Source organism: Gemmatimonadaceae bacterium (genome assembly GCA_020851035.1).
GTDB lineage: Bacteria > Gemmatimonadota > Gemmatimonadetes > Gemmatimonadales > Gemmatimonadaceae > JACMLX01.
Map to the genome: position 1 here is coordinate 1 of JADZDM010000020.1, position 22,744 is coordinate 22,744.

16 protein-coding genes are annotated in these 22,744 nt (G+C 70.3%); 7 read left to right on the plus strand and 9 right to left on the minus strand.

Annotation, left to right across the window (positions count from 1 at the left end; genetic code table 11):
• Positions 1-360 precede the first annotated feature (360 nt).
• On the plus strand, positions 361-1,542 hold the full coding sequence (locus tag IT355_12145) for a class I SAM-dependent rRNA methyltransferase (GenBank protein ID MCC7054005.1): 1,182 nt from the start codon (positions 361-363) through the stop codon (positions 1,540-1,542).
• A 518-nt stretch (positions 1,543-2,060) separates the two neighbouring features.
• Here the strand turns inward: IT355_12145 and mutM are convergent.
• The gene (mutM, locus tag IT355_12150) at positions 2,061-2,837 is read right to left on the minus strand and encodes a bifunctional DNA-formamidopyrimidine glycosylase/DNA-(apurinic or apyrimidinic site) lyase (protein ID MCC7054006.1); all 777 of its coding nucleotides are present in this window, start codon (positions 2,835-2,837) and stop codon (positions 2,061-2,063) included.
• Positions 2,838-2,989: 152 nt separating this feature from the next.
• Here mutM and IT355_12155 point away from each other — a divergent pair, with 152 nt between their 5' ends.
• Both IT355_12155 and IT355_12160 read left to right on the plus strand, forming a co-directional pair.
• A complete protein-coding gene (locus IT355_12155) occupies positions 2,990-3,769 on the plus strand; it encodes a hypothetical protein (GenBank protein MCC7054007.1) in 780 nt (259 codons plus the stop codon).
• Positions 3,770-4,013: 244 nt separating this feature from the next.
• Positions 4,014-4,160 (plus strand): hypothetical protein, encoded by a 147-nt coding sequence (locus IT355_12160; protein ID MCC7054008.1) that lies wholly within the window; start codon positions 4,014-4,016, stop codon positions 4,158-4,160.
• 175 nt (positions 4,161-4,335) lie between these two features.
• Here IT355_12160 and IT355_12165 read toward each other — a convergent pair whose 3' ends face one another.
• The 3 genes from IT355_12165 to IT355_12175 all read right to left on the minus strand — a co-directional run bounded on the left by IT355_12165 (position 4,336) and on the right by IT355_12175 (position 7,883).
• On the minus strand, positions 4,336-4,659 hold the full coding sequence (locus tag IT355_12165) for a hypothetical protein (protein MCC7054009.1): 324 nt from the start codon (positions 4,657-4,659) through the stop codon (positions 4,336-4,338).
• A gap of 180 nt (positions 4,660-4,839) precedes the next feature.
• On the minus strand, positions 4,840-6,234 hold the full coding sequence (locus IT355_12170; GenBank protein ID MCC7054010.1) for a TldD/PmbA family protein: 1,395 nt from the start codon (positions 6,232-6,234) through the stop codon (positions 4,840-4,842).
• Positions 6,231-7,883: a TldD/PmbA family protein gene (locus IT355_12175; GenBank protein MCC7054011.1), complete on the minus strand. Its 1,653-nt coding sequence runs from the start codon at positions 7,881-7,883 to the stop codon at positions 6,231-6,233. Before IT355_12175 ends, IT355_12170 begins: the two co-directional genes overlap by 4 nt.
• A gap of 522 nt (positions 7,884-8,405) precedes the next feature.
• Here IT355_12175 and tdh point away from each other — a divergent pair.
• From tdh to IT355_12190, 3 genes are read left to right on the plus strand one after another with little or no spacing between them, the layout of a single operon-like run.
• Positions 8,406-9,434, plus strand: coding sequence for an L-threonine 3-dehydrogenase (tdh, locus tag IT355_12180; GenBank protein ID MCC7054012.1), 1,029 nt, complete (start codon positions 8,406-8,408; stop codon positions 9,432-9,434).
• A complete protein-coding gene (locus tag IT355_12185) occupies positions 9,427-10,428 on the plus strand; it encodes a threo-3-hydroxy-L-aspartate ammonia-lyase (GenBank protein MCC7054013.1) in 1,002 nt (333 codons plus the stop codon). Before tdh ends, IT355_12185 begins: the two co-directional genes overlap by 8 nt.
• A 13-nt stretch (positions 10,429-10,441) precedes the next feature.
• Entirely contained in the window at positions 10,442-11,653 is a 1,212-nt protein-coding gene (locus tag IT355_12190; GenBank protein ID MCC7054014.1) for a glycine C-acetyltransferase, read from the plus strand.
• An 84-nt stretch (positions 11,654-11,737) separates the two neighbouring features.
• Here the strand turns inward: IT355_12190 and IT355_12195 are convergent, their stop codons facing one another.
• From IT355_12195 to IT355_12205, 3 genes are all read right to left on the minus strand, one after another.
• Positions 11,738-13,690 carry a serine/threonine protein kinase gene (locus tag IT355_12195; protein MCC7054015.1) on the minus strand — a complete coding sequence of 651 codons (1,953 nt, stop codon included), beginning with the start codon at positions 13,688-13,690 and terminating at the stop codon, positions 11,738-11,740.
• Positions 13,691-13,772: 82 nt separating this feature from the next.
• Positions 13,773-14,975 carry a hypothetical protein gene (locus IT355_12200; GenBank protein ID MCC7054016.1) on the minus strand — a complete coding sequence of 401 codons (1,203 nt, stop codon included), beginning with the start codon at positions 14,973-14,975 and terminating at the stop codon, positions 13,773-13,775.
• 212 nt (positions 14,976-15,187) lie between these two features.
• Entirely contained in the window at positions 15,188-15,475 is a 288-nt protein-coding gene (locus IT355_12205) for a hypothetical protein (GenBank protein MCC7054017.1), read from the minus strand.
• Between the two features lie 152 nt (positions 15,476-15,627).
• Here IT355_12205 and IT355_12210 point away from each other — a divergent pair, with 152 nt between their 5' ends.
• Positions 15,628-18,186, plus strand: coding sequence for a hypothetical protein (locus IT355_12210; GenBank protein MCC7054018.1), 2,559 nt, complete (start codon positions 15,628-15,630; stop codon positions 18,184-18,186).
• 367 nt (positions 18,187-18,553) lie between these two features.
• Here IT355_12210 and IT355_12215 read toward each other — a convergent pair whose 3' ends face one another.
• A complete protein-coding gene (locus IT355_12215) occupies positions 18,554-19,855 on the minus strand; it encodes a dipeptidase (protein MCC7054019.1) in 1,302 nt (433 codons plus the stop codon).
• On the minus strand, positions 19,852-20,865 hold the full coding sequence (locus IT355_12220) for a DNA-3-methyladenine glycosylase (protein ID MCC7054020.1): 1,014 nt from the start codon (positions 20,863-20,865) through the stop codon (positions 19,852-19,854). Before IT355_12220 ends, IT355_12215 begins: the two co-directional genes overlap by 4 nt.
• Positions 20,866-22,744: the final 1,879 nt, after the last annotated feature.

Genomic DNA, 22,744 nt, shown 5'->3' on the forward strand with positions numbered 1-22,744 from the left:
AGCTTATCGCAGCTTACCACGGCCTTCATCGCCTCTCTGTGCCCAGGCATCCCCCACATGCCATCTCTCGCTTGACCTCCCGTACCGGTCAAGCCGTGCATGCGCATTCATGCACACTGCAATCACTCAATCGCGAATCGACACGGTTGCCCGTGCCCAGTCGACGATGGGATTCACTTCCCACGATTTCCACACTCATTCCATTGTCAAACAGCGTCCGCTGAACGGCGCATCCAACACGCCCCGCACAGCGTCCCGGGCCATTGTCCCGGGGAGTCTGAATAAAGTAGTGGACGCCAGCGCAGGGTCAAGGGGCTCCGCTCGACCTCACGGCGCCACGGTAGTAGCCTCCGGACACACATGACCGCACATACTGCCCTGCCCATCACGACGCTCGCCTCCCGCGGCGCCGAACGCATCCTCCGCGGACACCCCTGGGTCTTCCGCTCCGACATCGCCACCGCCCCGCGCGTCCCCGCCGGACTCACCGACCTCCGAGGCCCCGGCGGCCGCAAGCTCGGCACCGCCCTCTTCAGCCCCACCTCGGAAATCACCATCCGACGCCTCGAGGCAAACCCGGACATCCCCGTCGATGCCCGCTGGTGGCACACCACCCTCGAGCGCGCCATCGCACGCCGGGCCCCCCTCGCGCGCGACGGCAACGCCTATCGCCTCGTCCACGGTGAAGGCGACGGCGCCCCGAGCCTCGTCGTCGATCGCTACGACGACGTCCTCGTCGTCCAGCTCCTCAGCGCCGGCCTCGAGACGCAGCGCGCGCACATCGTCGCCGCACTCCAGGCGCTCCTCACCCCCACCGGCATCCTCGCGCGCAACGACCCCGCCGTGCGCAGCCGCGAGGGACTCGACCGCACCGTCGAGGTGCTCGCCGGCACCGTCCCCGACACGATCCGCGTCACCGAACACGGCGTCCACTACCTCGCCGCCCTGCGCACGGGCCAGAAGACCGGCGCCTTCCTCGACCAGCGCGACAACCGCGCGCTCATCGGCTCGCTCGCGCGCGGCCGCGCCCTCGACTGCTTCAGCTACCACGGCTCCTTCGCCCTGCACCTGGCTCGGCACGCCGAGCACGTGACGGCGGTGGACTCCTCCGCCGCCGCGCTCGAGCGCGTCGCCGCCAACGCCGCCCTCAACGGCAGCACGAACATCACACCCGTCGTCGCCGACGCCTTCGCCTGGCTGCGAGAGGCCCGCGCCAACGGCGACCGCTTCGACACCATCGTCGTGGATCCACCCGCCTTCGCGAAGAACCGCGCCTCGGTGGAACACGCGATGCGCGGCTACGCCGACATCAACCGCCTCGCCATGCAGCTCCTCACCCCCGGCGGCATCATGTTCACCGCCAGCTGCAGCCACCACGTGCACGTGCCCGACTTCCTCGAGGTGCTGGAGTATGCGGCCGCCGAGAGCGGACGGCAGGTCGCGATCCGCACCATCACGCTGCAGCCGCTCGACCATCCCATGCTCCTCACCGTGCCCGAGACGGGCTACCTCAAGGGTGCGCTGCTCGAGGCGATGGACTAGTGGCGTGTTATCGAAGTTCGGAGAGCACGAAGCCGGATGGGGCGCCTGGTTGGCCAGGCGAACACCACAGCAATACCAGCGGTATTACGAGGTTTTCCAACGTCGGCGGGTGGGATGTCACGGCGGCCGACTGCACCCTGAACGTCGTGTCCAGGCCACGAGGCCACGGACCGGCACCCGACGTCACGGCGGCTGCGTGGCTGCGTGGCTGCGTGGCTCATATGTCGGAGCGGGACTGACTGGTTCCCACGGAGCCACGGCGCGCACGGAGGCCACGGAGAACAACAAGGGCGTTGCTGGAACTGCTCGCGTGGATGCGACCGCAGCCTCGCGCACGGAAGTTCCCAAGGAGCCCTTCCAAGGAGCCCTTCCACGGAGCCCTTCTCCGTGGGCTCCGTGATCGCCGTGGCTCCGTGGGAACCCCGATAGCCGAGCCGCGCAGACCACCGGGCATCGCACCCGCTCGCGCACACCGCACGACGATTGCCGGCCACCGCGAGGCGCACCCACACGCCGCCTCAGCGCTGGCAGCGACGGCACCAGTAGGTGGAGCGCTGACCCTGCACCATGCGCGCGATCGGCGTCCCGCACCGCAGGCATGGCTCCGCCGCGCGATCGTAGACGGCGAACCGATCGGTGGCCTCCCCATACTGGTGCCGACCCTGCTGCTCGAAGGCGAGACCCATCGTCCAGCGGATGCCGGCGAGCACACGTTCCACCCGCACCAGCGACAGCCGGTTCGCAGGTGTCCCGGGATGGACGCGCGCATGCCACAGCGCCTCGGCCGCATAGATGTTGCCCACGCCGGCCAGCACCCCCTGGTCGAGCAGCACCTGCTTCACCGGTGTGCGGCGCGACGCGAATCGTGCCCGCAGGGCTGCGGCGTCGAGCGAGGGGTCGAGTGCGTCGGGACCGACCCGGGAGGACGCCGGCTCACCAGCCAGCCGCACCTCGAGCCGCGCCAGGGCCCGGGGATCCACCAGCCACAGGTGCTGCCGTCCGCTGAACGCGAAGTGCGCGCGCGCGTGGCGCGGCGCGGTCCCCGTGCGCGTCACCACCCAGTCGCCCGTCATGCGGAAGTGCACCACCAGTCGCGCGCCGCCCTCGAAGAGCAGCTCCTGCCATTTGGCGACGCGCTCGGCGCGCTGCACCCTCCGTCCCACGAGGCTGGAGAGGCGCGCCTGGTCCACACGCTGGATCGCCGGATGCAGCAGCGTCACGTCGCGCAGCGTGCGGCCCGCGACGTGTGCATCCAGGTAGCGGGCCGCGGCATCGACTTCAGGCAATTCGGGCATGATCCGTGAGCGAAGGCGTTGGGTGTGTTCGCGTCCGTGCCGCGCGCCATGGCACGCCGAACCGGCCGCGCCGTGCAGGAATGTGCGCGCGAACCTTGCGCTGCGCCGCCGGCCGCGACACCTTGCCGCGCACGCTGACCAACGAGACGCCCATGCCGCTGTCGACGCCGACACGCTCGCTCAAGCACGAGTATGCAAATTACGTCGATCTCGAGATCGAGCGGTACAAGGAAACGGTCCCGCGCAGCTCGCTGCTGAAGCTCGCCGACGACGCAGTGGCCTCCATGAGTTCCGGGGCGCAGCTGGAGCTGAGCGAGCTGGTGCTGGTCGACGCGGTGAACGAGTTGATCATGCGGCGCCTGAAGATCCCGGCATACGACAGGTGGCGCCGCAACCGCCTCAAGATCCTCGAGCAGTTCCGGCGCGCGGATCACTGGGGCCTCTCGGCGGCGCAGCACCTGGTGGCGGCCGTGCGCCCGGAAGAACATCCGCATGTGGTGGTCGCCGGCCCGCACGTCGAGGAGCGCACGCTGTACCTCGCCGCGCATGGTGCGCACGTGATCGCCCTCGCGGAACTCGACGAGGAGGATCTCGTGACGCGCGTCCTCGTCTCGGCGGCACAGGCAGGGCTGTCCGGTCAGGTGATCGGCTGCAGCGACGGCCTCGACGAATGGCTCCCGGACGTGCCGGTGCGGGCCGTCGTCTGGCATGCCGAGCTGCTCGCGTCCCTCACGCCCGAGAAGCGCACGCGCGTGCTGGCACACCTGCAGAACGCCACTGCCGCCGGCGGCGTGCACTACATCGAGGGGGTCCCTGCGGCGTCGCGGGCCACGTTCCCGATCCGCTCGCTGATTGCCCAGTACCCGGGCTGGCAGGCCCCCGCCGACACCGGCGACGATGTGATCGTCCTACACAAGCCGCGCGTCGCATAACGACACGACTTGTTCCATGCAGCCGTGTCTATTTGATACGGTTTGGCCATGGGTGACCCAGCCGATACTCCAGAAGTCATTGTCAATGAACGACTTGGACTTCCAGCCGCGCTGGGCACTTCTCGTGCACTGAGCTCCACCAGACACGCGTCACACTGTGGCGCCCCGTGATCCGAGCCTGGCGCCAGCATTCATATATATGTGTGCCCTGCCTCGATCCCGGGATACCGTTCGGGGAGACAGCATGGCGAAGAAGAAGAGTTCGGTTGCGACGGATGAGCCGATGGGCATCGTCATCTCGCGGGGCGCGGAAGTCGATCCCACGCCGACGGTGATGGCGTTCGTCTGGGGGCCTGCCGACCCGGAACAAACCGAGCTGGCAGAGGTCTGAGCGGGACAAGGGTGCGCGCTCGTGGCGCGTGCCTGGCGCGGCGACTCTGAGGTCGCGCCCTGATGGAGGCGATGCCACCCGGTATCGCCTCCATTCTTCTTTCTGCACTGCCGGAACACGACGACGGGGGTGACGCGTGAGCGCCACCCCCGTTTGAACCTCGGGAGACCCGAGATTACATCGCCGGTGCAGGAGCAGCAGCCGGGGCCTTCTTGGAAGCGCGCTTGCCGGCCTTCTTGGCGCCGCGCTTCGCAGCCTTCTTGGCGCCCTTCTTGGCAGCCTTGCGGCCACCCTTCTTGGCAGCCTTCTTTGCGCCCTTCTTTGCAGCCTTCTTGGCGCCCTTCTTGGCAGCCTTCTTGGCGCCCTTCTTGGCGGCCTTCTTGGCTCCCTTCTTTGCGCCCTTCTTGGCGACGCGCTTCGTGCCCTTCTTCGCGGCGCGCTTGGCGCCCTTCTTGGCGGCGCGCTTGGCGCCCTTCTTCGCAGCCTTCTTTGCAGCCATTGGAACTACCTCCAGAACTGGAGTGGTGATGCGGCCCGTGCCTCCCCCGGTGGAGACCGGGCCAAGGGGCCACGCCCGACCGGGCGGGAGGCCCCCATGGCCGACTCCTCACCCGAGGAGCCGACTTCCTGCGCGTGCGGCAATCGTCGCACGCTGAACCCTTCAGACCATCAGCACCTGCTAGACGGCATCACTGAGACTGGTGAACGTGAAATCGCGGGCCTTGACTGCCGGCACCACGATCGGGATCCCGGCGGACCCGCTCTCACTGGCACTGACGCGCTGCGGCTGGCCGAGCGCCTCGATGTTGTTCAGCAAAAAGACGGGTGACTCGTTGAATCGTAAATTCTTGATCGCCCGGGTCACACGGCCGCGCTCGATCAGGAAGGTGCCATCTCGCGTCAAACCGGTGTACAGGATGGTGCGCGGATCGACGGGGCGGATGTACCAGAAGCGCGTGACGAGGATGCCGCGCTCGGTGGAGGCGATCATGTCCTGCACGGACTGCGACCCGCCGGACATCTGCAGCGTCCCCGGGAGCACGACGGGCGCGACGCCCTTGCGGCCCGCCCAGAACCGGTCGTAACCGAGCTCCTTCACGGTGCCGTTCTCGATCCAGGTGACGTTCCGGGTGGGCAGGCCATCGCCGTCGAACGGCACGCCGGGCGCGATGGCGTCCTGCGGGTCGGAGCGCAGCGTGACGCGCTCGTCGACGACCTTGAGGCCGATCTTGGTGCCACCGCCGGGCTTCGAGAAGAAGCTGCGCCCTTCGTCGGCCTGCCGCGCGTTGGTGGCGAAGGCCATCAGCTGCACGAGGTTCCCGACAGCAGTCGGCTCCAGCACGACGGTGTAGCGGCCCGGCTCGATCGCGACGGCGTTCAGCGACCGACGCGCCTTGTCGATGGCGGTGGCGGCGAGGGCAGCACCGTCGATGGCGCCGATGTCACGCGCGGCCGCACCCGCCCAGCCGGAGCCGGCCCCGTCGGCGGTGCGGACGGTGGTCGTGAACGCACAGTCGGTGCTGCGATGGTAAGCGAAGAGCCCGGCCGAGTTCGCGATCGCCGTGGCGGCCGTCACGACTTCGAGATAGCCGGTGGCGCTGAGGCCGGCCGCGCGCGAGGCCTCGGTGACCTTGCGCACGATGTCGGCACGCTGCTGGGGCTCGGCGGCCGCGGTGGCGGCATGGAAGGCGTCGACGCGGGTGTACTGCTGCGGACCGAGTTCGGGCATCAGCTCCGGATCGTCGGGCTGCAGTCGCGCGATGCGCTCGGCCACCTGCACCACCTGGCGCAGTCCCTCGTCATCGAGCCGGTTGGTGCTGGCGGCGCCGACCTTCTTCCCGACGGTCACGCGGACGCGGACGCTGACGTCCTCGTTGTCGCCGGAGGTCGAGACCTGGTTGACGGCGAACCGGGTGTTGCCACGGGCGGAGCTCTGCAGCGAAACGCGGCAGCTGTCGGCCTGCGAGAACCCGACGATGCGCTTCGCCAGCGACTCGGCCTCGGCCTGCGACAGGACGCGGGCGGGCTCGAAGAGCCGGCGCGGCGAGCTGTCGGCTCGCAGGCGTCGGCTCATGCCTTCCGTCCGGTGTTGATGACATTGACCTGCCGGTGCCGCGTGGGCGGGCAGCCGTGGCTGACGGCATTGGACTGGGCCGGCTGGCCCTTGCCGTCGCCGAACGCGCCGCCCAGCTCGTAGCTGCGCTTCCCGCCGAGCATGTCCATCGCGCCCCAGAACTCCGGCGTGCGGATCTGGTAGGCGACGTCCTTGAGCATGCCGGTGATCTTGCCGCCCCGGATCTCGTAGAAGAGCTGGCCGCCGAACTGCGCGTTGTAGCGCTGCTGGTCGATGGAGAAGCTGCCGTCACCGACGATGGCGATGCCGCGGTCGGTGGCGGCGATCAGGTCGTCCCAGGTGTGGTCCTTCTCGCCGGGAAGGAGCGACACGTTGGGCATGCGCTGGAACTGGACGTCGGCCCAGCTTTGCGCGTAGGAGTTGCCGTGGCTGCGCACCGGCTTGCCCTGCTGCTGGTACCACCAGGCCAGTTCGCCCGCCTGCTCGCGGGTGGTCTGGTAGTCCACCACGACGCCGCGCCTGATGATGTCGAAGGTCTCGGGTGCGACGCCCTCGTCATCCCAGCCGATGGCGCCGAGGGAGCCGGCCTCGGTGCGATTGCCCTGCACGTTCATGATCTCGGGGCCGTACTTCAGCTTCCCGAGCACCTTCTGCGGCGGGGCGACGAAGCTGGTGCCGGCGTAGTTGGCCTCGTAGCCCAGCGCGCGATCGAGCTCGGTGGGGTGGGCCACCGACTCGTGGATCGTGAGCCAGAGGTGCGACGGGTGGAGCACGAGGTCGTAGCGTCCGACCTCGACGGGCCTGGCGCGCAGTTTCTCGACCGCCTCGGCACCCCAGCGCGGCGCATTCTCGACCAGCTTGCCGTCCACGACGTGCTCGTATCCCAGGCCGTGGGGCTGGATGTCGGTGGACTGCCGCGACTGGAAGTCGGAGTTGTCGGCGGACACCGCGGTCACGGTCATGCTCGGCTGCGACCGGTAGATCGTCTGCACGGTGACCGTGCCATCGGTCGACGCGAAGGTCTTCTCCTCGCGCAGGAAGAACATGGCCGAGTTGACGAAGCGGACGCCGGCGACGCCGAGGGCGGCTTCGTTGGCGCGGAGCAGCAGGCCGACCTGGTCCTCGATGGCGACGGAGAACGGATCGATGCGGACCGGGCTGCTCCAGGTGCCGTTCGGCGTCGGCGTGACGGGGGCCAGCTGGACCGGTGCGACCTGCGTGCGGCGGTTGGCCTTTGCCTGCGCGACGGCGAGGCGCGCGGTGCGCGCGATGGCGTCGGCGGTCAGCTCGCGCGTGGCGGCGAAGCCCCAGGTGCCGTCGACCAGGACGCGGATGCCGCAGCCGAGGGTCTCGTTGTCACTGAGGTTCTGCACGCGGCGCTCGCGGGTGGCGAGGGTGCGGCTGCGGTTCTGGCTGACGCGGGCGTCGGCGTAGCTGGCACCGGCGCGGCGGGCGGCGTCGATGGCGGTGAGGACCAGTTCGCGAATGGCAGGGTCGCCGACCGTGGGCGCGATGCGCAGGGCGTCATCGGCAAAGCGCGATGCGGGCGCTGCGGCACCCGCGAGGCGCGGGGACGCGAGATTCGCCGCGAAGCCGACTGCGGCGACGGTGGCGCTGCTCTTGAGGAATTCGCGACGGGAAGATGTCACGCAGTACCCTCGGCTCCAGGAGCCACTTGACAAGTTGACGCGAATATAGAAGGGGCGAAAAACGGGGCGCAAGACATCGCGCCGAAAAAAATCCGGGCGGCACGTGCGGCGCGACGTGCGCGACGACGCCGAGCGCGCGGCCGCAGCGAGAGTGTCGGACGCTCGGCGGCACGCATGCAGTGCGCGCCGGCGGTGGTGCCGGCCGCACCGCGCCGGTCGCATCTCGACGCAGTGCGTCGCATCGAAATGCACGACCTGTGCGGTTTTCTCCATGTGTGCGACCACCGGCGCGCGGTGCGGCGAGCCGTCGCGCGCACCGCGCGCAGGGCGGCCGCGGCGGCGCCGGCGCGGTGCGCCGGACGCTGCGCCGGCGGCACGTCAGGGCCCCGCCGCGGCGGTCACGGCACCTTCCGCCGCCGGTGCGCGTCCGGCACCTTTCGCGCACTCCGGCGCACCGCGACGTGCCGCCGGCACGGTGAACCCGCCGAGAAATTCCCTTCCTCAAGCCACGGAGCAGTGCTCGTGCGAGCACTCGTGAAGACCCACGCAGGCCCCGGTTTCGAGCTGCACGACGTGCCGACGCCAACGATTCGCGACGACGAAGTCCTGATCCGCGTCCGGCGCGCCGGCGTCTGCGGGACCGACGTCCACATCCATCAGTGGGACGCGTGGGCGGCCGGCCGCTGCAAGCCGCCATTCACCGTCGGGCACGAGTTCGCCGGCGACGTGGTGCAGGCCGGATCGCTCGTGCACCACGTGACGGTGGGCGACCGCGTCACCGCCGAGGGGCACATCGTGGACGAGCGCAGTGTCCTGAGCCGCACCGGGAATGCGCACGTGGACCAGTCCACGCGCATCATCGGGGTGGACCGCGACGGCTGCTTCGCCGACTTCATCGCCATGCCGGCGTCCAACATCTGGCCGCTCGACCCGGCCCTGAGCTACGACATCGGCGGCATCATGGATCCCATGGGCAACGCCTTCCACACCGCGCTGACGGCGAACATCCCCGGCAGCGTGGTGCTGGTGACGGGGTGCGGACCCATCGGCCTGTTCGCGGTCGGGATCTGCCGGGCGGCCGGTGCGGCGCGCGTGATCGCCGTGGACGTGAACCCCACGCGCCTGGCGCTCGCACGCACGATGGGCGCGCATGACGCCGTCCAGCCGCCGGATGCGAAGGCGGCCGTGATGGGCTGGACCAACGGGCTCGGCGCCGATGTCGTGCTCGAGATCAGCGGGGCGCCCTCCGCGGTCCACCAGGCATTCGCGCTCGCGCGGCCGGCCGGTCGCGTGCAGATGCTCGGCATCCCGTCGAGGCCGATCGACGTGGACTTCGCCACCGAGATCATCTTCAAGGGGCTGACGGTCTACGGCGTCGTCGGCCGCCGCATGTACGACACCTGGGACCAGATGTCGCGCTTCCTCCGCTCCGGCACCTTCGACCCGACCCCCGTGATCACCCACCGGTTCCCGCTCGAGCAGTACGACGAGGCGATGGAGGTGATCATGAACGGGAGCGCCGGCAAGGTGATCTTCGAGATCAATGACTGAGCCGGCCCTCCCCACCTTCGCCGACGTCGAGCGCGCCCGTGCGCGCCTCGCCGGCCACGCCCACCGCACGCCGGTGGCCACCTCGCGCACCCTCGACGCCCTCGTCGGAGCGCAGGCCTTCCTGAAGTGCGAGAACCTGCAGCGGATGGGCGCGTTCAAGTTCCGGGGCGCCTACAACGCGCTCAGCGCGCTCCCCGAGTCGGCGCGCGCCGCCGGCGTGGTCGCGTACTCCAGCGGCAACCATGCCCAGGCCGTCGCGCTCTCCGCGCGCCTCCTCGGCATGCCGGCAACGATCGTGATGCCCTCGAACGCCCCCGCCGCCAAGCGCGCGGCGACGGCCGGATACGGCGCACGGGTCGAGCTGTACGACCCGGCCGAGGACAAGCGCGAGGTGGTGGCGCAGGCGATCGTCGCCGAGACCGGCGCCACGCTCATCCCGCCGTTCGATCACGCGGACGTGATCGCCGGGCAGGGCACCGCGGCGGCGGAGCTGATCGAGGAGGTCGGTCCGCTGGATGCGCTCCTGGTCTGCTGCGGTGGCGGCGGCCTGCTCACCGGCTCCGCGATCGCGGCGCACGCCATGTCCCCGGGCTGCCGCGTGATCGGCGTCGAGCCGGAGCTCGGCGACGACATGACCCGCAGCTTCCACACCCGCACACCGCAGCGCCTGTCGCAGGTGCCGGCGACGATCGCGGATGGTGCCCGCACGATGGGGCCCGGACGCCTGACCTTCCCGCTCCTGCTGGAGCACGTCGACGACATGGTCACGGTGTCGGACGCGGATCTCGTGGCGGCGGTGCGCTTCGCCCTGATCCGCATGAAGCTGCTGGTCGAGCCGTCCGGGGCGCTCGGCCTCGCCGCGCTGATGAGCGGCAAGGCGCCGGTGCACGGCCGCGTCGGCATCATCGTCTCGGGCGGCAACGTGGACCCGGAGATGCTGCGCTGGATCCTGTTGGACGACGACGCGCGCCCAGCCGTCGCACCCGAGCCCTGAGTCTTTCATGTCACTGAACCCGAACTTCACGGCCGAGCTGCAGGCCGGCATCGCGCAGCTGAAGGCCGACCGCGTCCACAAGACACTGAACCACCTCGACAGCCCGCAGTCGGCCCGGGTGCAGATGGAGGGACACGGCGAGGTCCTGATCCTCTCCTCGAACAACTACCTCGGCCTCTGTGACGAGCCGAGCGTGATCGAGGCCGGCATCGAGGGGCTGCGCCGCTTCGGCGCCGGCACCGGCTCGGTGCGCTTCATCTGCGGCACCTTCACGATCCACCGCGAGCTGGAGACGGCGCTGGCACGCTTCGCCGGCACCGAGGCGGCGCTCAGCTTCGTCTCCGCCTGGACCGCGAACGAGGGGCTGACGCACTGCATCGTGCGCGAGGGCGACTTCGTGGTGAGCGACGCACTCAACCACGCCAGCATCATCGACAGCATCCGGCTGGCGAAGTCGATCACCAAGTGCACGACGGCCGTCTACCGGCACGGCGACCTGGACGACCTCCGCGACAAGCTGGCGGCCAACGCCACGGCGCGGCGCCGGGTGATCTGGACGGATGGTGTCTTCAGCATGGAAGGGAGCATCGCGCGCCTGCCCGACCTGCTCCAGATCGCGCGCGACACGAACTCCATCCTGGTGATGGACGACAGCCACGCGACGGGCGTGCTCGGCCGGACCGGGCGCGGCACCGCGGAGCACTTCGGTGTGCTCGGTGAGGTGGACGTGATCACCAGCACGCTGGGGAAGGCGCTGGGCGGCGCGGCCGGCGGCTTCGTGGCCGGCAGCGCCGCGCTCTGTGACACGCTGATCCAGTCGAGCCGCCCGCAGCTCTTCTCGAACGCCCTGCCCCCGACGGTGGCTGCGAGTGCGCTGCAGGCCGTGCGGGTGATCGAGGCGCAGCCGGAGCGCGTCACGCGCCTCCGCGAGAACGCCGACTGGTTCCGCGCGGCGATCACCGAGGCCGGGTTCTCGCCGCTGCCGGGTGAGACGCCCATCGTGCCGATCATCGTCGGCGAGACGGCCACCGCGATCGCGATGAGCCAGGCGCTGCTGGCCGAAGGCGTCTTCGTGACCGGCTTCGGGTTCCCGGTGGTGCCGCAGGGCCAGGCGCGCGTGCGATGCCAGATCTCCTCGGCGCACTCGCGTGAGGACCTGGAGTTCGCCGTGCAGGCGTTCATCACGGTGGGAGAGCGGCTCGGCATCCGGGGCGCGCAGGGCTGACCGGCGTTGCCTCGCCGGCAACACGACGGGCCCGGAGCGTGGTGCTCCGGGCCCGTCGTGCTGCGGGACTTTGCGGGACCGCGGTTACGGCCGGATGCCGCCGTCGTTGTCGATGAAGCAGCGCGCCGTCCCCCACGCCGTGCCCCGCTTCTCGACGACGGAACGGATCTCGGCGCGGAACGACCGGCCGGCATCGGCGTCACCGCGGATGTGGAGGAGGACCCCGGCGCGGGTCGTGACGCTCGTCGCGACGTCGTTCACCTCGTGGCGGATTCCGAGAGCCGCACCGGCCTCCAGCCGGTTGTCGAGCGCGACCCGCCGGATGTTGTTCCGGTTGTCCTTCCCGAAGCGCTCCTCGATGGTCCGGACATTCTGCCCGGCCAGCACGCCGACGCACTCGCGGATGGCGGCCGTGCCTTTCTGCTCCGCCTCACGCCGCTCGGCGGCCGTGGGGCCGGTGGTGGCGGCACCGGGCAGCGCAAAGGCGGTGGCAGCGGCGATCGAGTCCGCGCGCGCCTTGCGGACGGAATCACGCTGTGCCCGCCGCACCGCCCGCACCGAGTCGGCGACGGCCTTGCGGACCGCGGCACTGTCCACGGAATCGGCGGATGGCGCCGGCACGATCGGCGCGGCAGCCGGCTGCGGTGTCACCGACGGCACCGCGGGGGCCGTCACCACCGGAGGCGCCGCAGCGGCGGCACTCGCCGCCGTGGAGTCGGCTGTGGCCGCACGTTCCTCACGCGCGCTCACCTTGCGCGTCAGCATCATCCCGGCAGCGAGGACGGTCGCGATCGCCACCCCACCGATCACCAGGCGCGACCCGCCGCTGCGTCGCGGCGCTGCGACGGATGCACCGGCGGCAGCGGGCGGTGCATCGATCGTCGAGTGATACTCCGGTGTCGGCGCGGCGTCGCTCGACGCAGCCGCCACGACAGGCTCTCCCGACTCCGGCATCGGCAGTGCGCCGGGTGAGGAGAGTCCCGCCGGAACGATCAGGTCGATCGGCGTCGCGCCAGCGGGCTCGAGCGAGAACGGCACCGGCGTGACACTCATCGCCGACTCGACGGGCGTCAGCAGTGCCGACGAGGACGGTGATGGCGTGACGGCCGCCTCGGCCTTCGCTCCCGCCACGGGCAACGCAGACGGGGTGCCGCGAGTGCCGCCATTCCCCGGCACGGGCATGGAGCCCGCCGCCGGCGTGCCATACGGGCGGAGCACGCCATGCTCGCGCTCCAGCTCCTCGAGGGCATCGCGGAAGTCACCGGAGGTGGCGAAACGATCCTCGGGCTCCTTCTGCAGTGCCCGCGCGACGATCACGTCCAGCCCCGGCGGAAGTGCCGGGTTGTGCGTGCTTGGCGCGACCGGGACCTGCTGCAGCTGCGCGATCATGCGCAGGTAGTCGCCCTCGACCTCGAACGGCAGGTGGCCTGTGGTGAGTTCGAAGAGCAGCGTGCCAACGGCGTACACGTCGGCCCGGCCATCCACCTCCTGGCCGAGGAGCTGCTCGGGCGACATGTAGGAGGGGGTGCCGACGGCGGCGCCGGTGCGCGTCTGGCGCTGCGCGCCGACGAGCCGTGCGATACCGAAGTCCATGACCTTCACGCGACCGGCACGCGTGATCATCACGTTGGCGGGCTTGATGTCGCGGTGGATGACGCCGCTCTCGTGCGCGTGGTCGAGCGCGTCGAGCACGGCGCGGGTGATGCGCGTGGCCTCGGGCCAGGGCAGCGCCCCGTGCACGGCCAGGCGCGTGTCGAGCGTCTCGCCATCGACGAACTCCATCACCATCACGAACTCGTCGCCCCGCTTCTCCAGCCCGTAGAGGGCGGCGATGCACGGGTGCTGGAGGCGCGCCAGCACGATGGCCTCGGAGCGGAACCGCTCGGCCAGCCCCGGACGCGACATCAGCTCGGGCCGGATCACCTTGAGGGCGACATGGCGGTCGAGCAGTTCGTCCACGGCGTGCCAGACGGCCCCCATGCCACCGACGCCGATGGACGCGATGACTCGCAGGTGGCCGATGCGTTCTCCGATCATGCGTCGCCCAGACCCCGTGACTCAGGATTGCATGCTGCCCGCGTGAGGCGCCGGCTGCGCCCCCCACGACAAATATGGCGGATCAGGGTGCCCGCTGGAGGACGAACGGTCCGAACCAGAGCGCCCTCTCACCCGACACATCGACCATCAATCGTACCGCATCGGTGTCCGTTTCGGGCGGGGTGAACTCGAGGGCCATGCGCGCAGACTCCAGTTCCCGGAGCGGCACCTCCGCCTTCCGCCGCCAGCCAGCCACCCGCTGCTCGGCGTTCGCCGTGACGAGGGTCTCCGCCGCGCGCCGCCTGCGCCGGGTGCTGTCGGTGAGGTCGCCGCCGCTGACGGCGAAGGTGGCGCTGCGGGCGAGGTTCGTGACCCGCAGGTAGCAGTAGACCTTCCGCCTGGACTCGAGACGCGCACATCCGAAGAGCTCCACGGCCCAGGTGCCGGCGGTGTCGCCGCCGATGGCCACGCCATAGCGCTCGGGGAATATGCCGCGCCCCGCTGCGGGCTCGGTGCCGCGACCGGCAGCGATGGCGGGGGCGCCGGCGCGTCCATCCGGGATGGCGGCCCGCGACGCCGCGATCGTGCCGTCGACCGCGGGCAGTCCCAGGCGCACCGGCGGCCGTGCGAGCAGGTCCCGGATCGCACTCACGTCGACCGCGGCGTCGTTGTAGTCGCGTGCGGGCATGGTGCCGAGTGCGATCGCAACCAGTTCGCCACGGGCATTGACGAGGGGCGACCCAGCTGCCGCGCCAGGCACGGGAGCACCGATGCGCAGCACGGTGCGACCGGCGTCGTCGGGCTCGACGTGGGTGACGACGCGTTCCACGATCGTACTTGCCGCTCCACGGCGCGGCTCGAGCAGGCTGAGCTTCTGGGCCGGCCCTGCCGCGCGACGGGCAAGCGTGAGGCGCGCACCGGGGCCGGTGAGCTGGCCGATGACGGCGAGGTCCAGCGTCACCTCGGCCTGCTCCAGGCCTGTGGCCGTGCCCAGCAGGTCACCGCGCGCATCGAACACCTCGGCACGCACCGCGCCGCGGAGGTGACGCAGCGTCGTGAGCACGCGGCCGTCGCTCACACGGACCCCGACGGCGCTGGTCACCTCGCTGGTGCCGGCGCGGTACGCGACGATGGTCACGACAGCCGCCGCCGCTCGCGTGACCAGCGCACCTGGTGCCCCCGCACGGCGCGGGGCCGACTGCGCCCATGCCGGCGACAGGCCCGCGTGCAGCGTCGCGGCGATCAGCACCAGCAGCTGCGCGCGACTCGGCCGTGGCGGCATCATGTCGCGTACACCCGGACAGGTCCCACAAGAGAACATGGTCGAGCTCGATATCGTGGTTCCACCGGCGGCGCCAGCACCGGTCGCGCGCGCGGCTGGATACAACGTGGGAGCCACCATCCTGACAAGCGTGCGGACTCGGTGAGCCATACGGGTGGAGGCAACGCGGGATTCAGCGAAAGTGTCTCGTGCCGCGGCACTCGGCGGCCCATGCGTCAGGGTTCGCGGCGCTCGAGCTCGATTTCGATGCGGTTCCAGCTCGCGACGTCCGGACCTCCGACGTGCAGGACCGTGGCCTGGCACCGTCCTCCGCCCAGCATCCAGGGCGCGAGCCAGGATGCAACCTGCACCGGGAGGTGGCCGAGGATGTCGCCGCCGGCCACGTGGACCCAGACGGCGGGCGCCTCGTCATCGACCGGTGGATCCGGGACGAGCAGCAGCCGCTCGCCCGGCGCGAGCCGCTCGACCACCGCGGCGCGGGCAGCGAAAACCGTCCCGTGCACGTTGGTCCGCAGACGCAGTTCCCGCGGTGGCATCGATGGCGACAACGCGCTGTGCTCCCGAGTAGTGTGTGGCATGGCCGACGCCGGCTCCGCCACGTTGCGTCCGACCCGCGGCCGCCGGCCGTGTTCCTTCCACCTGGTCACACCGAACCATGACTCCTGGTCGCCAGATTCCTGCAGTCCTGCGCCTGCTGTCCGCCTCACTGCTGCTGGCCGCACCGCTCACGCAGCTCGCGGCCCAGGGCACGGTGCCCGCGCCGTCCGAGGTGCTCGGGATTCCGGTCGGTGCCGATCGCACCCTTGCCGACTGGCCGCAGATCCTGCGCTACTTCTCGACACTCGCGCAGCGGAGCCCGAGCGTCAAGCTGGACACCATCGGCCGGACGACGCAAGGCAAGCCGATGATCGTGGCGTCCATCTCGACGCCGGCGAACATCCGCCGGCTGGACGCGATCCTCGCGGCGCAGAAGCGCCTGTCCGACCCGCGCACCCTGAGTGCCGCGGCCGAGGACTCGCTGGTGGCCTCGCAGCCGATGGTGCTGTTCATCAGCTGCAACCTGCACAGCAGCGAGATCGCATCGAGCCAGATGGCGATGGAGCTGGCCCATGCACTGGTCACGCAGGACACGCTGCAGGCCGCGCTGCAGAACGTGGTGGTGGCGCTGGTGCCGTCGATGAACCCGGACGGCATGCAGATGATCGTGGACTGGTACCGGAAGGGCGTGGGCACACCGTTCGAGGGCGGGCCGATGCCGTGGCTGTACCACGAGTACGTGGGCCACGACAACAACCGGGACTGGTACATGGTGACGCAGCAGGAGAGCCGGAACGTGAGTGCGGCGCTCTACGGCAAGTACTTTCCCCAGGTGTTCTACGACGTGCACCAGCAGGGCAGCAACGGGATGCGCCTGACCGTGCCGCCGCACATCGACCCGATCAACCAGAACGTCGACCCACGGATCGTGCGCGGCATCAACCTGGTGGGGCAGCGGATGTCATGGGCGCTCCAGCAGGCGGGGAAGACCGGCGTGGGTGACGGCATCACGTACGACCTGTGGTGGAACGGCGGGGCCCGCTCCACGCCCACGCGGCACAACATGATCGGCCTGCTGACCGAGGCGGCGAGCGCCCGCATCGCCACACCGATCACGCTCACGGCGGCGGAGGTCTCGGCCAACCCTCGCGGGCTGCGCAACGAACCGCGCGTCAACTACCCGAGCCCGTGGAAGGGCGGGACCTGGCGGCTGCGCGACATCATGGATTACGAGCTGATCGCGGCGCAGGCACTGGTGAAGATGTCGTCGGAGATGCGCGGCGACATCGTGCGGTCGATGGTGCAGGTGGCGCGCACGCAGGTCGCGAACGGCAAGGGGCAGCAGTACGTGATCGAGTCGAAGCAGCACGACCCGGCGGCGGCCTACGCGCTGGTGCAGGTGTTGCGCCGTGGCGCCGTGGAAGTGACGGGCGATGACGACGTGGTGCGTTCCACCGGCGGGGCGTGGACGGTGTCGCTGGACCAGCCGTATGCCGCACACGTGCGCGACCTGTTCGAGGAGCAGAAGTGGCCGGCCAGCGCCGGCGACCGACCGTACGACGTGGCGGGCTGGACGCTGCCGTACCAGATGGGCGTGGCGGTGCGGCTCGAGACCGGGGCGCAGCGCACCGCGGCGGCGACGGCGAATGGTCCGGCGCGTTGCGCCGCACCGGCGGGGAGCAACGTGACGCTCGACCTGCGCGACTCGCGCGCCTTCCCGGCAGCCTTCGCGGCACTGAAGAAGGGCGCCCGCGTCGACATGCACCGCGGCAGCGAGACATCATCGGTGACGATCCCCGGCTCGTTCGCACGCGGCTACAGCCCGGAAGGTGGCTGGTGTGGTGCTGCGACCCTCGCATCCGCCAGTGGCGAGCGCACACGCCTGACCCGTCCGACGCGCGTCGGGCTCTACAAGCCATGGACGGCGAGCATGGATGAAGGGTGGACGCGGTGGCTGTTCGACCAGAAGGGGGTGCCGTACAGCAACGTGAGCGACAGCACCATCCGCGGCGGCAACCTGCGCGCGGCGTACGACGTGCTGATCGTGGCCGACATCCCGCTGCGCGAGGCGAAGGACGGGCTCAACGCACGCATGGCGCCCGCGGGATACGCCGGTGGCCTGGGGGCGGACGGCGTGAAGGCGATCGGCGACTTCGTCGCGGCCGGCGGCGTGCTGATGACCTTCGACCGCGGCAGCGAGGTGGCGATGGACGCCGTCCCCGGGCTGCCGGTGCGCCGCATCTCGCCGCAGGCGCGGGCCCGTGGGCGGGGTGACGACTCGACGGCCGCGGCACCGGGGGCGAGCATCGTGGCGCCGGGCTCGATCCTGCGCACCATCGCCACGCCGGGCAGCCTGACGATGGGGATGCCGGACACGGTCGGCGTGTACTTCACGAACTCGACGGCCTTCGACGTGGCGCAGGATGCGGCCGTGAGCGTGCCGCTGCGCTATCCTGGCGACGCGGGCTCGATCCTGATGAGCGGCTACCTGTCAGGCGGCGAGGCGATCGCCGGCAAGGCCGCTGCGGTGGACATCACCGTCGGCGCGGGGCGGGTGGTGATGTTCGGCTTCCGGCCGCAGTATCGCGGGCAGAGCTGGGGCACGTTCAAGCTCGTCTACAACGCGATCCTGACGTCGGGTGAGCGGTCGAAGAATCCGGTCGCGCTGGTGCCCTGATCGGTGTTGCTCGAGCATCCGGAACAGCTTTGACGCAAAGACGCAAAGAACAGCCGCAAGGACGCAATGGGTCGGTTCGCGCGGCGCGGCTCCGCTCGCACGAGCACCGAAGGAGTTGAGGGGAACTGCCAGAGCGGTGTGAGTTCGTACGAAGTCACGAGGCCCCGGTTCGCATGGAGATATCCAATGCACACCGGGGCTTCGTCGTCACGAGGGAGGCTTCCATGTCCACCGCAGTCCCCTTCAAGCCCTTTCAATGCCCTTCGCCAGACGGCTGCCGATCGCGCCGACCCCTTTGCGTCCTTGCGGCTGTTCTTTGCGTCTTTGCGTTCAAGCTGTTCGCTGTTCGAGGATCGAAGATCGACGATCAGCGCCGCCGCTCAGTGGGGTCGATGGCGGCTTCGAGCACGCGCAGCATGTTGCCGCCGAGAACCTTCTTGATGTCGGTGTCGCTGTACCCGCGGTCGATCAGCGCCTGTGCGATGCGCGGGAGCATCGTGACATCCTCCATGCCGGTGGGCAATGCGGTCACGCCGTCGAAGTCGGAGCCGATACCGACGTGGTCCACGCCCGCAACCTTCGCGACGTGATCGATGTGGTCGACCAGCACCGACAGCGCGGTGCTCGGCAGCGAGTCGAGCAGGCGCTGGCGCAAGGCGATCACGCTGGTGCGGATGGACTCGTTCGGCGTGCCGGCGTCGCGCAGGCGACGGTCTTCCGCACGCAGCCGGCGCTCAATCGCGGCGTTGCGGGTGTTGTAGGTGGAATCGATGAACTGGCTGAAGAAGTTCACGTTCACCACACCCCCGGTCTTCGCGACCGCCACCAGCATGCTGTCGGTGAGGTTGCGGCGGTGGAAGCTCAGCGCGCGGGCGCTGGAGTGCGAGGCGATCAGCGGCCTGGTGGTCGTCTGGATCGCATCCCAGAATGTGGCGTCCGAGGTATGCGAGATGTCCACCAGGATCCCGATCCGGTTCATCTCCTGCACGACCTGGCGCCCGAAGGGCGTGAGGCCGCCGGTGCGCGTGTTGTTGCTGCCGGCCGCGGCACCAGCCCACGCGTTGCCGTTGTTCCACGTCAGGGTCATGTAGCGCACCCCGGCGGCATGCAGTCGACGCAGGCGCGCGATGGATCCCTGGATGGCATGTCCGCCCTCGACACCGACGAAGACGGCCACCCTGCCCTCCCGCTTGGCGCGGCGCAGGTCGGCGCCGCTGGTGGCGAAGAGCAGCCGGTCGGGGTGACGCCTCACGAAGGCGTGCACCTGGCTGGTGAGCAGCATCGCGCGTGCGAACGAGCTGTCGGGCCGCATGAACGCATAGGGGGCATCGACGAACGCCGAGAAGAACACGCCGGTGATGCCGCTCTGCAGCAGGCGGGGATAGTCCGTCGAGCCCTTGCCCGGGCCGAACCCGATCGGGTTGCGGATGTCGGCGTCGTAGCGCTCGTCGGCCACCTTGGTGGGCATGTCGTTGTGCGTGTCCAGCACGATCGCCTCGCGCCACACCCGCATGGCGTGCGGCGACACGTCGGTGAGCGAGTCCCGTTGGTCCGCCACAGGACGTGACGTCGGTGCCGGACGCCGCTGGGCACCTGGCTGCTGTGCGGGCAGTGCCGGCACCGCGATGCCGAACAGGAGCGCCGTGCGGATCACGATCGATGCAGTCATGGCAGGAATGGGGTGACGACGAAGTGCCTGGGCGTGCTGGACACGAAGACACTGTCCTTCACGAAGAACCGCAACGGCCAGTCGGCCGCGCGGGTGATGCCGATCCGCGGCGAGCGGGCGACCTCCGCATCCGGGATGGACGCCCCACCCGCGATGCGCACGTCGCCTCGCTGCAGCGACGCGCCGTCGTCGGCCCCCGTGATGCCGTACGCGGCGCACAGCTTCCCGGGCCCGTTGGTGAGGTCGCGGTCACGCCGCGCCGCCGGACGGCGCTGCCGGAGCGGGCGGAGGTCACCCAGCGGCTCGACCGCGCGCAGCAGGACCGCCGAGCCGACACCGTGCGGCAACGTGACCGCGTTGAGGCACCAGTGCATGCCATAGATGCGGTACACGTACGCGACGCCGGGTGGTCCATGCAGGTGTGCGGTCCGTCGGGTGATGCCGGCCACGGCGTGGCACGCCGGATCGTGCGGGCCGAGGTATGCCTCCGTTTCCACGATGCGCGCGCGCAGCGGAGACTCACCCGCGCGGTGCACGACGAGGTGCGTGCCGAGCAGCTCGCGCGCGACGAGCGCCGGATCACGATCGTAGAACGACGCGGGCAGCACCCCCCGCGTGTTCACGACGCGCACCGGCGGTGCATGAAGCACGTCGCCCGCGCCACCGGAATCGATGGCGCGGGCGAGTCCGGCAGGTGCCGGCAACGATCCTGCGTACGGCTCAGCGTCGTGCTGCCTTCTTTGCAGGCGCCTTTGCCGCGGCCTTCTTCGCGGGTGCGGCTGGCTTCCTGGCGACCACCGCCGGCTTTGCGGGAGCGGCCTTTGCCTGCTTGGCGGGCGCCGGCTTGGCGGGCGCCGGCTTCGCGGGCGCCTTCTTCGCAGCGGCGCGACCGGCCGGTGCCTTGGCCTGCGGCGTCTTCGGTGCCGGCTTGCCGGCGGGTGCCCTGACAGCGGGCGGTGCAGCCACGGCGACCGGATCCGGCGTGGGTGCAGCGGCCGGCGCCGCGACATCATCCACCACACCGACCATCAACAGGCCCGGGGGGGGTGCCGAGAGACGGCCACGCATGCCGCCGCGCGACACCATGCCGCGTGGAGCGGGCGGTCCGGCCGGTGCCTTCGGCGCGTGCGTCTCCTCGTGTTTCGCGAGCTGTTCCGAGACGCCGGCGACTTCCTGCACCGGTGCCACTTCCCAGGTATCGCCACGCTTGCGCAGGTCGACGACGTCCGCGTCATGTGCATCCTGGAGGATGCGCGTGAAGTTCCGCTCGCTGAGGCTCTCGCTGTCACGGCCGAGGATGCCAGCGGCGCTTTCGCGCACCAGCTGCATGGCGACCGGCCGGTCGTCCGTGACGGTGGCGGCGACCGCCTTGCGCACGAGGTCGAATGCCTCGTTGCGGGTGAGGCGCTCACCGGCGAGGCCGATGGTGTCACGTCCCTGTGCGACCCGTGCGGCAGGCTCGGGGGCCCGCGGCGCGGGCTCCGGGCGCGGCGTCTCGCTGCGCGGGGTGTGCTCGCGGCGGGGCGGCCGGTCCGGCCGCGGGGCGCGGGCCGGCGGCGCGGCGACCACCGCCACCTCGTCCGGCGCGTCGTCGTCGGACGGGGCGGCCTCGATGCCGTCGATCGCGACATCGGTGCCGGCGGCGACCGCCGTCGAGACCACGTCACCGAGAGCACGCTCGGCGCGCGGCTCGCGGTCACGACCGCCGCGTCCACGCCCGCGGCCGCGGCGCCGGCGACCACTGCGCTCCTCGCCGTCCTTCTCCTCCTTCTCGGCCGCCTCGTCCAGCGCACCGGCGACGTCGCTGCTGGCGATGGCCGGCGCGGTGCCGGCCCGTGCGCCCGGCGGGGCGATCTCGAACTGGCCGTTCTCGAGGCGGGTGAGCGTGAGCAGCCCCTTCTGCGCGGCCTCCTGCACGAACTTGGAGAACTTCGACATGCCGAGGTTCTTCTCGTCGAACCCGTTGTCGATGTCCTGCATGACCTGCTTGAGCCGGTCGGCGCGCATCACGTCGCCGTTGCGCACCATGCGTGCGAGCGACTCGGTGACGAGTTCCCAGGGGTCGCGCTTCACTGTCTCCTCGTCGCTGGTCTTCACCAGGCCGGCGAGGGCGTTGTAGCTGTAGTATTCGTCGCAGTTCATCACCAGCAGATCGCTGGAGCTCTCGCGGATGCCGACGCCGATGACGTACTTGCCGTACTCCTTGAGCTTCATGACCATGCTCGAGAAGTCGGAGTCGCCGGAGAGCAGGATGAAGGTCCCGATCTCGGGGCGCGTGAACATCAGCTCGACGGCGTCGATGGCGAGGCGGATGTCGGTGGCGTTCTTCTTGGAGCTGCCATAGGCCGGCGCCATGATCATGTCGATCGACGACTCGGCGAGCGGCACGACGTATTGCGGGTAGCGGCGCCAGTCCGCGTAGGCGCGCTGGACGGCGACCTTGCCCTTGATGATGTCCGACGAGAGGAGGTTCTTGAGCTCCGTCTGCAGGTCGGAGCGGATGCCCATCGTGACGTTGTCGAAGTCGATGAGCAGGGCGGCGTTGGGCGCCTGGCCGTAGTGCTGGTAACTCGGGGAGGCCGAAGCATTCGTGCTGCTGGCCTGCGGCCCGCGGTGCACCGGGGCGATGGGCCCTCGGGGTGCTCCCGGGCGCGACGTGCGTCCGTTCATGTAACTGGGGATGTAGAAGAAGAAGCGTGTAGGGCACGCGCCGCAGCGGCACGATTGCCGGGCGGCTGCGCGGTCGCTCTCCCCGGCGCCCCGCCCGGTGTACGGGGCGAGGCCGGCCGGAGGCCGCGACAGCGGAAGTGCACCGAATAAACTAGCGAGTGTCACGGCACAATGGCACCAGCGTCCACGCCAGCGGCTCCGCCGGCGCCCCGCCGCCGC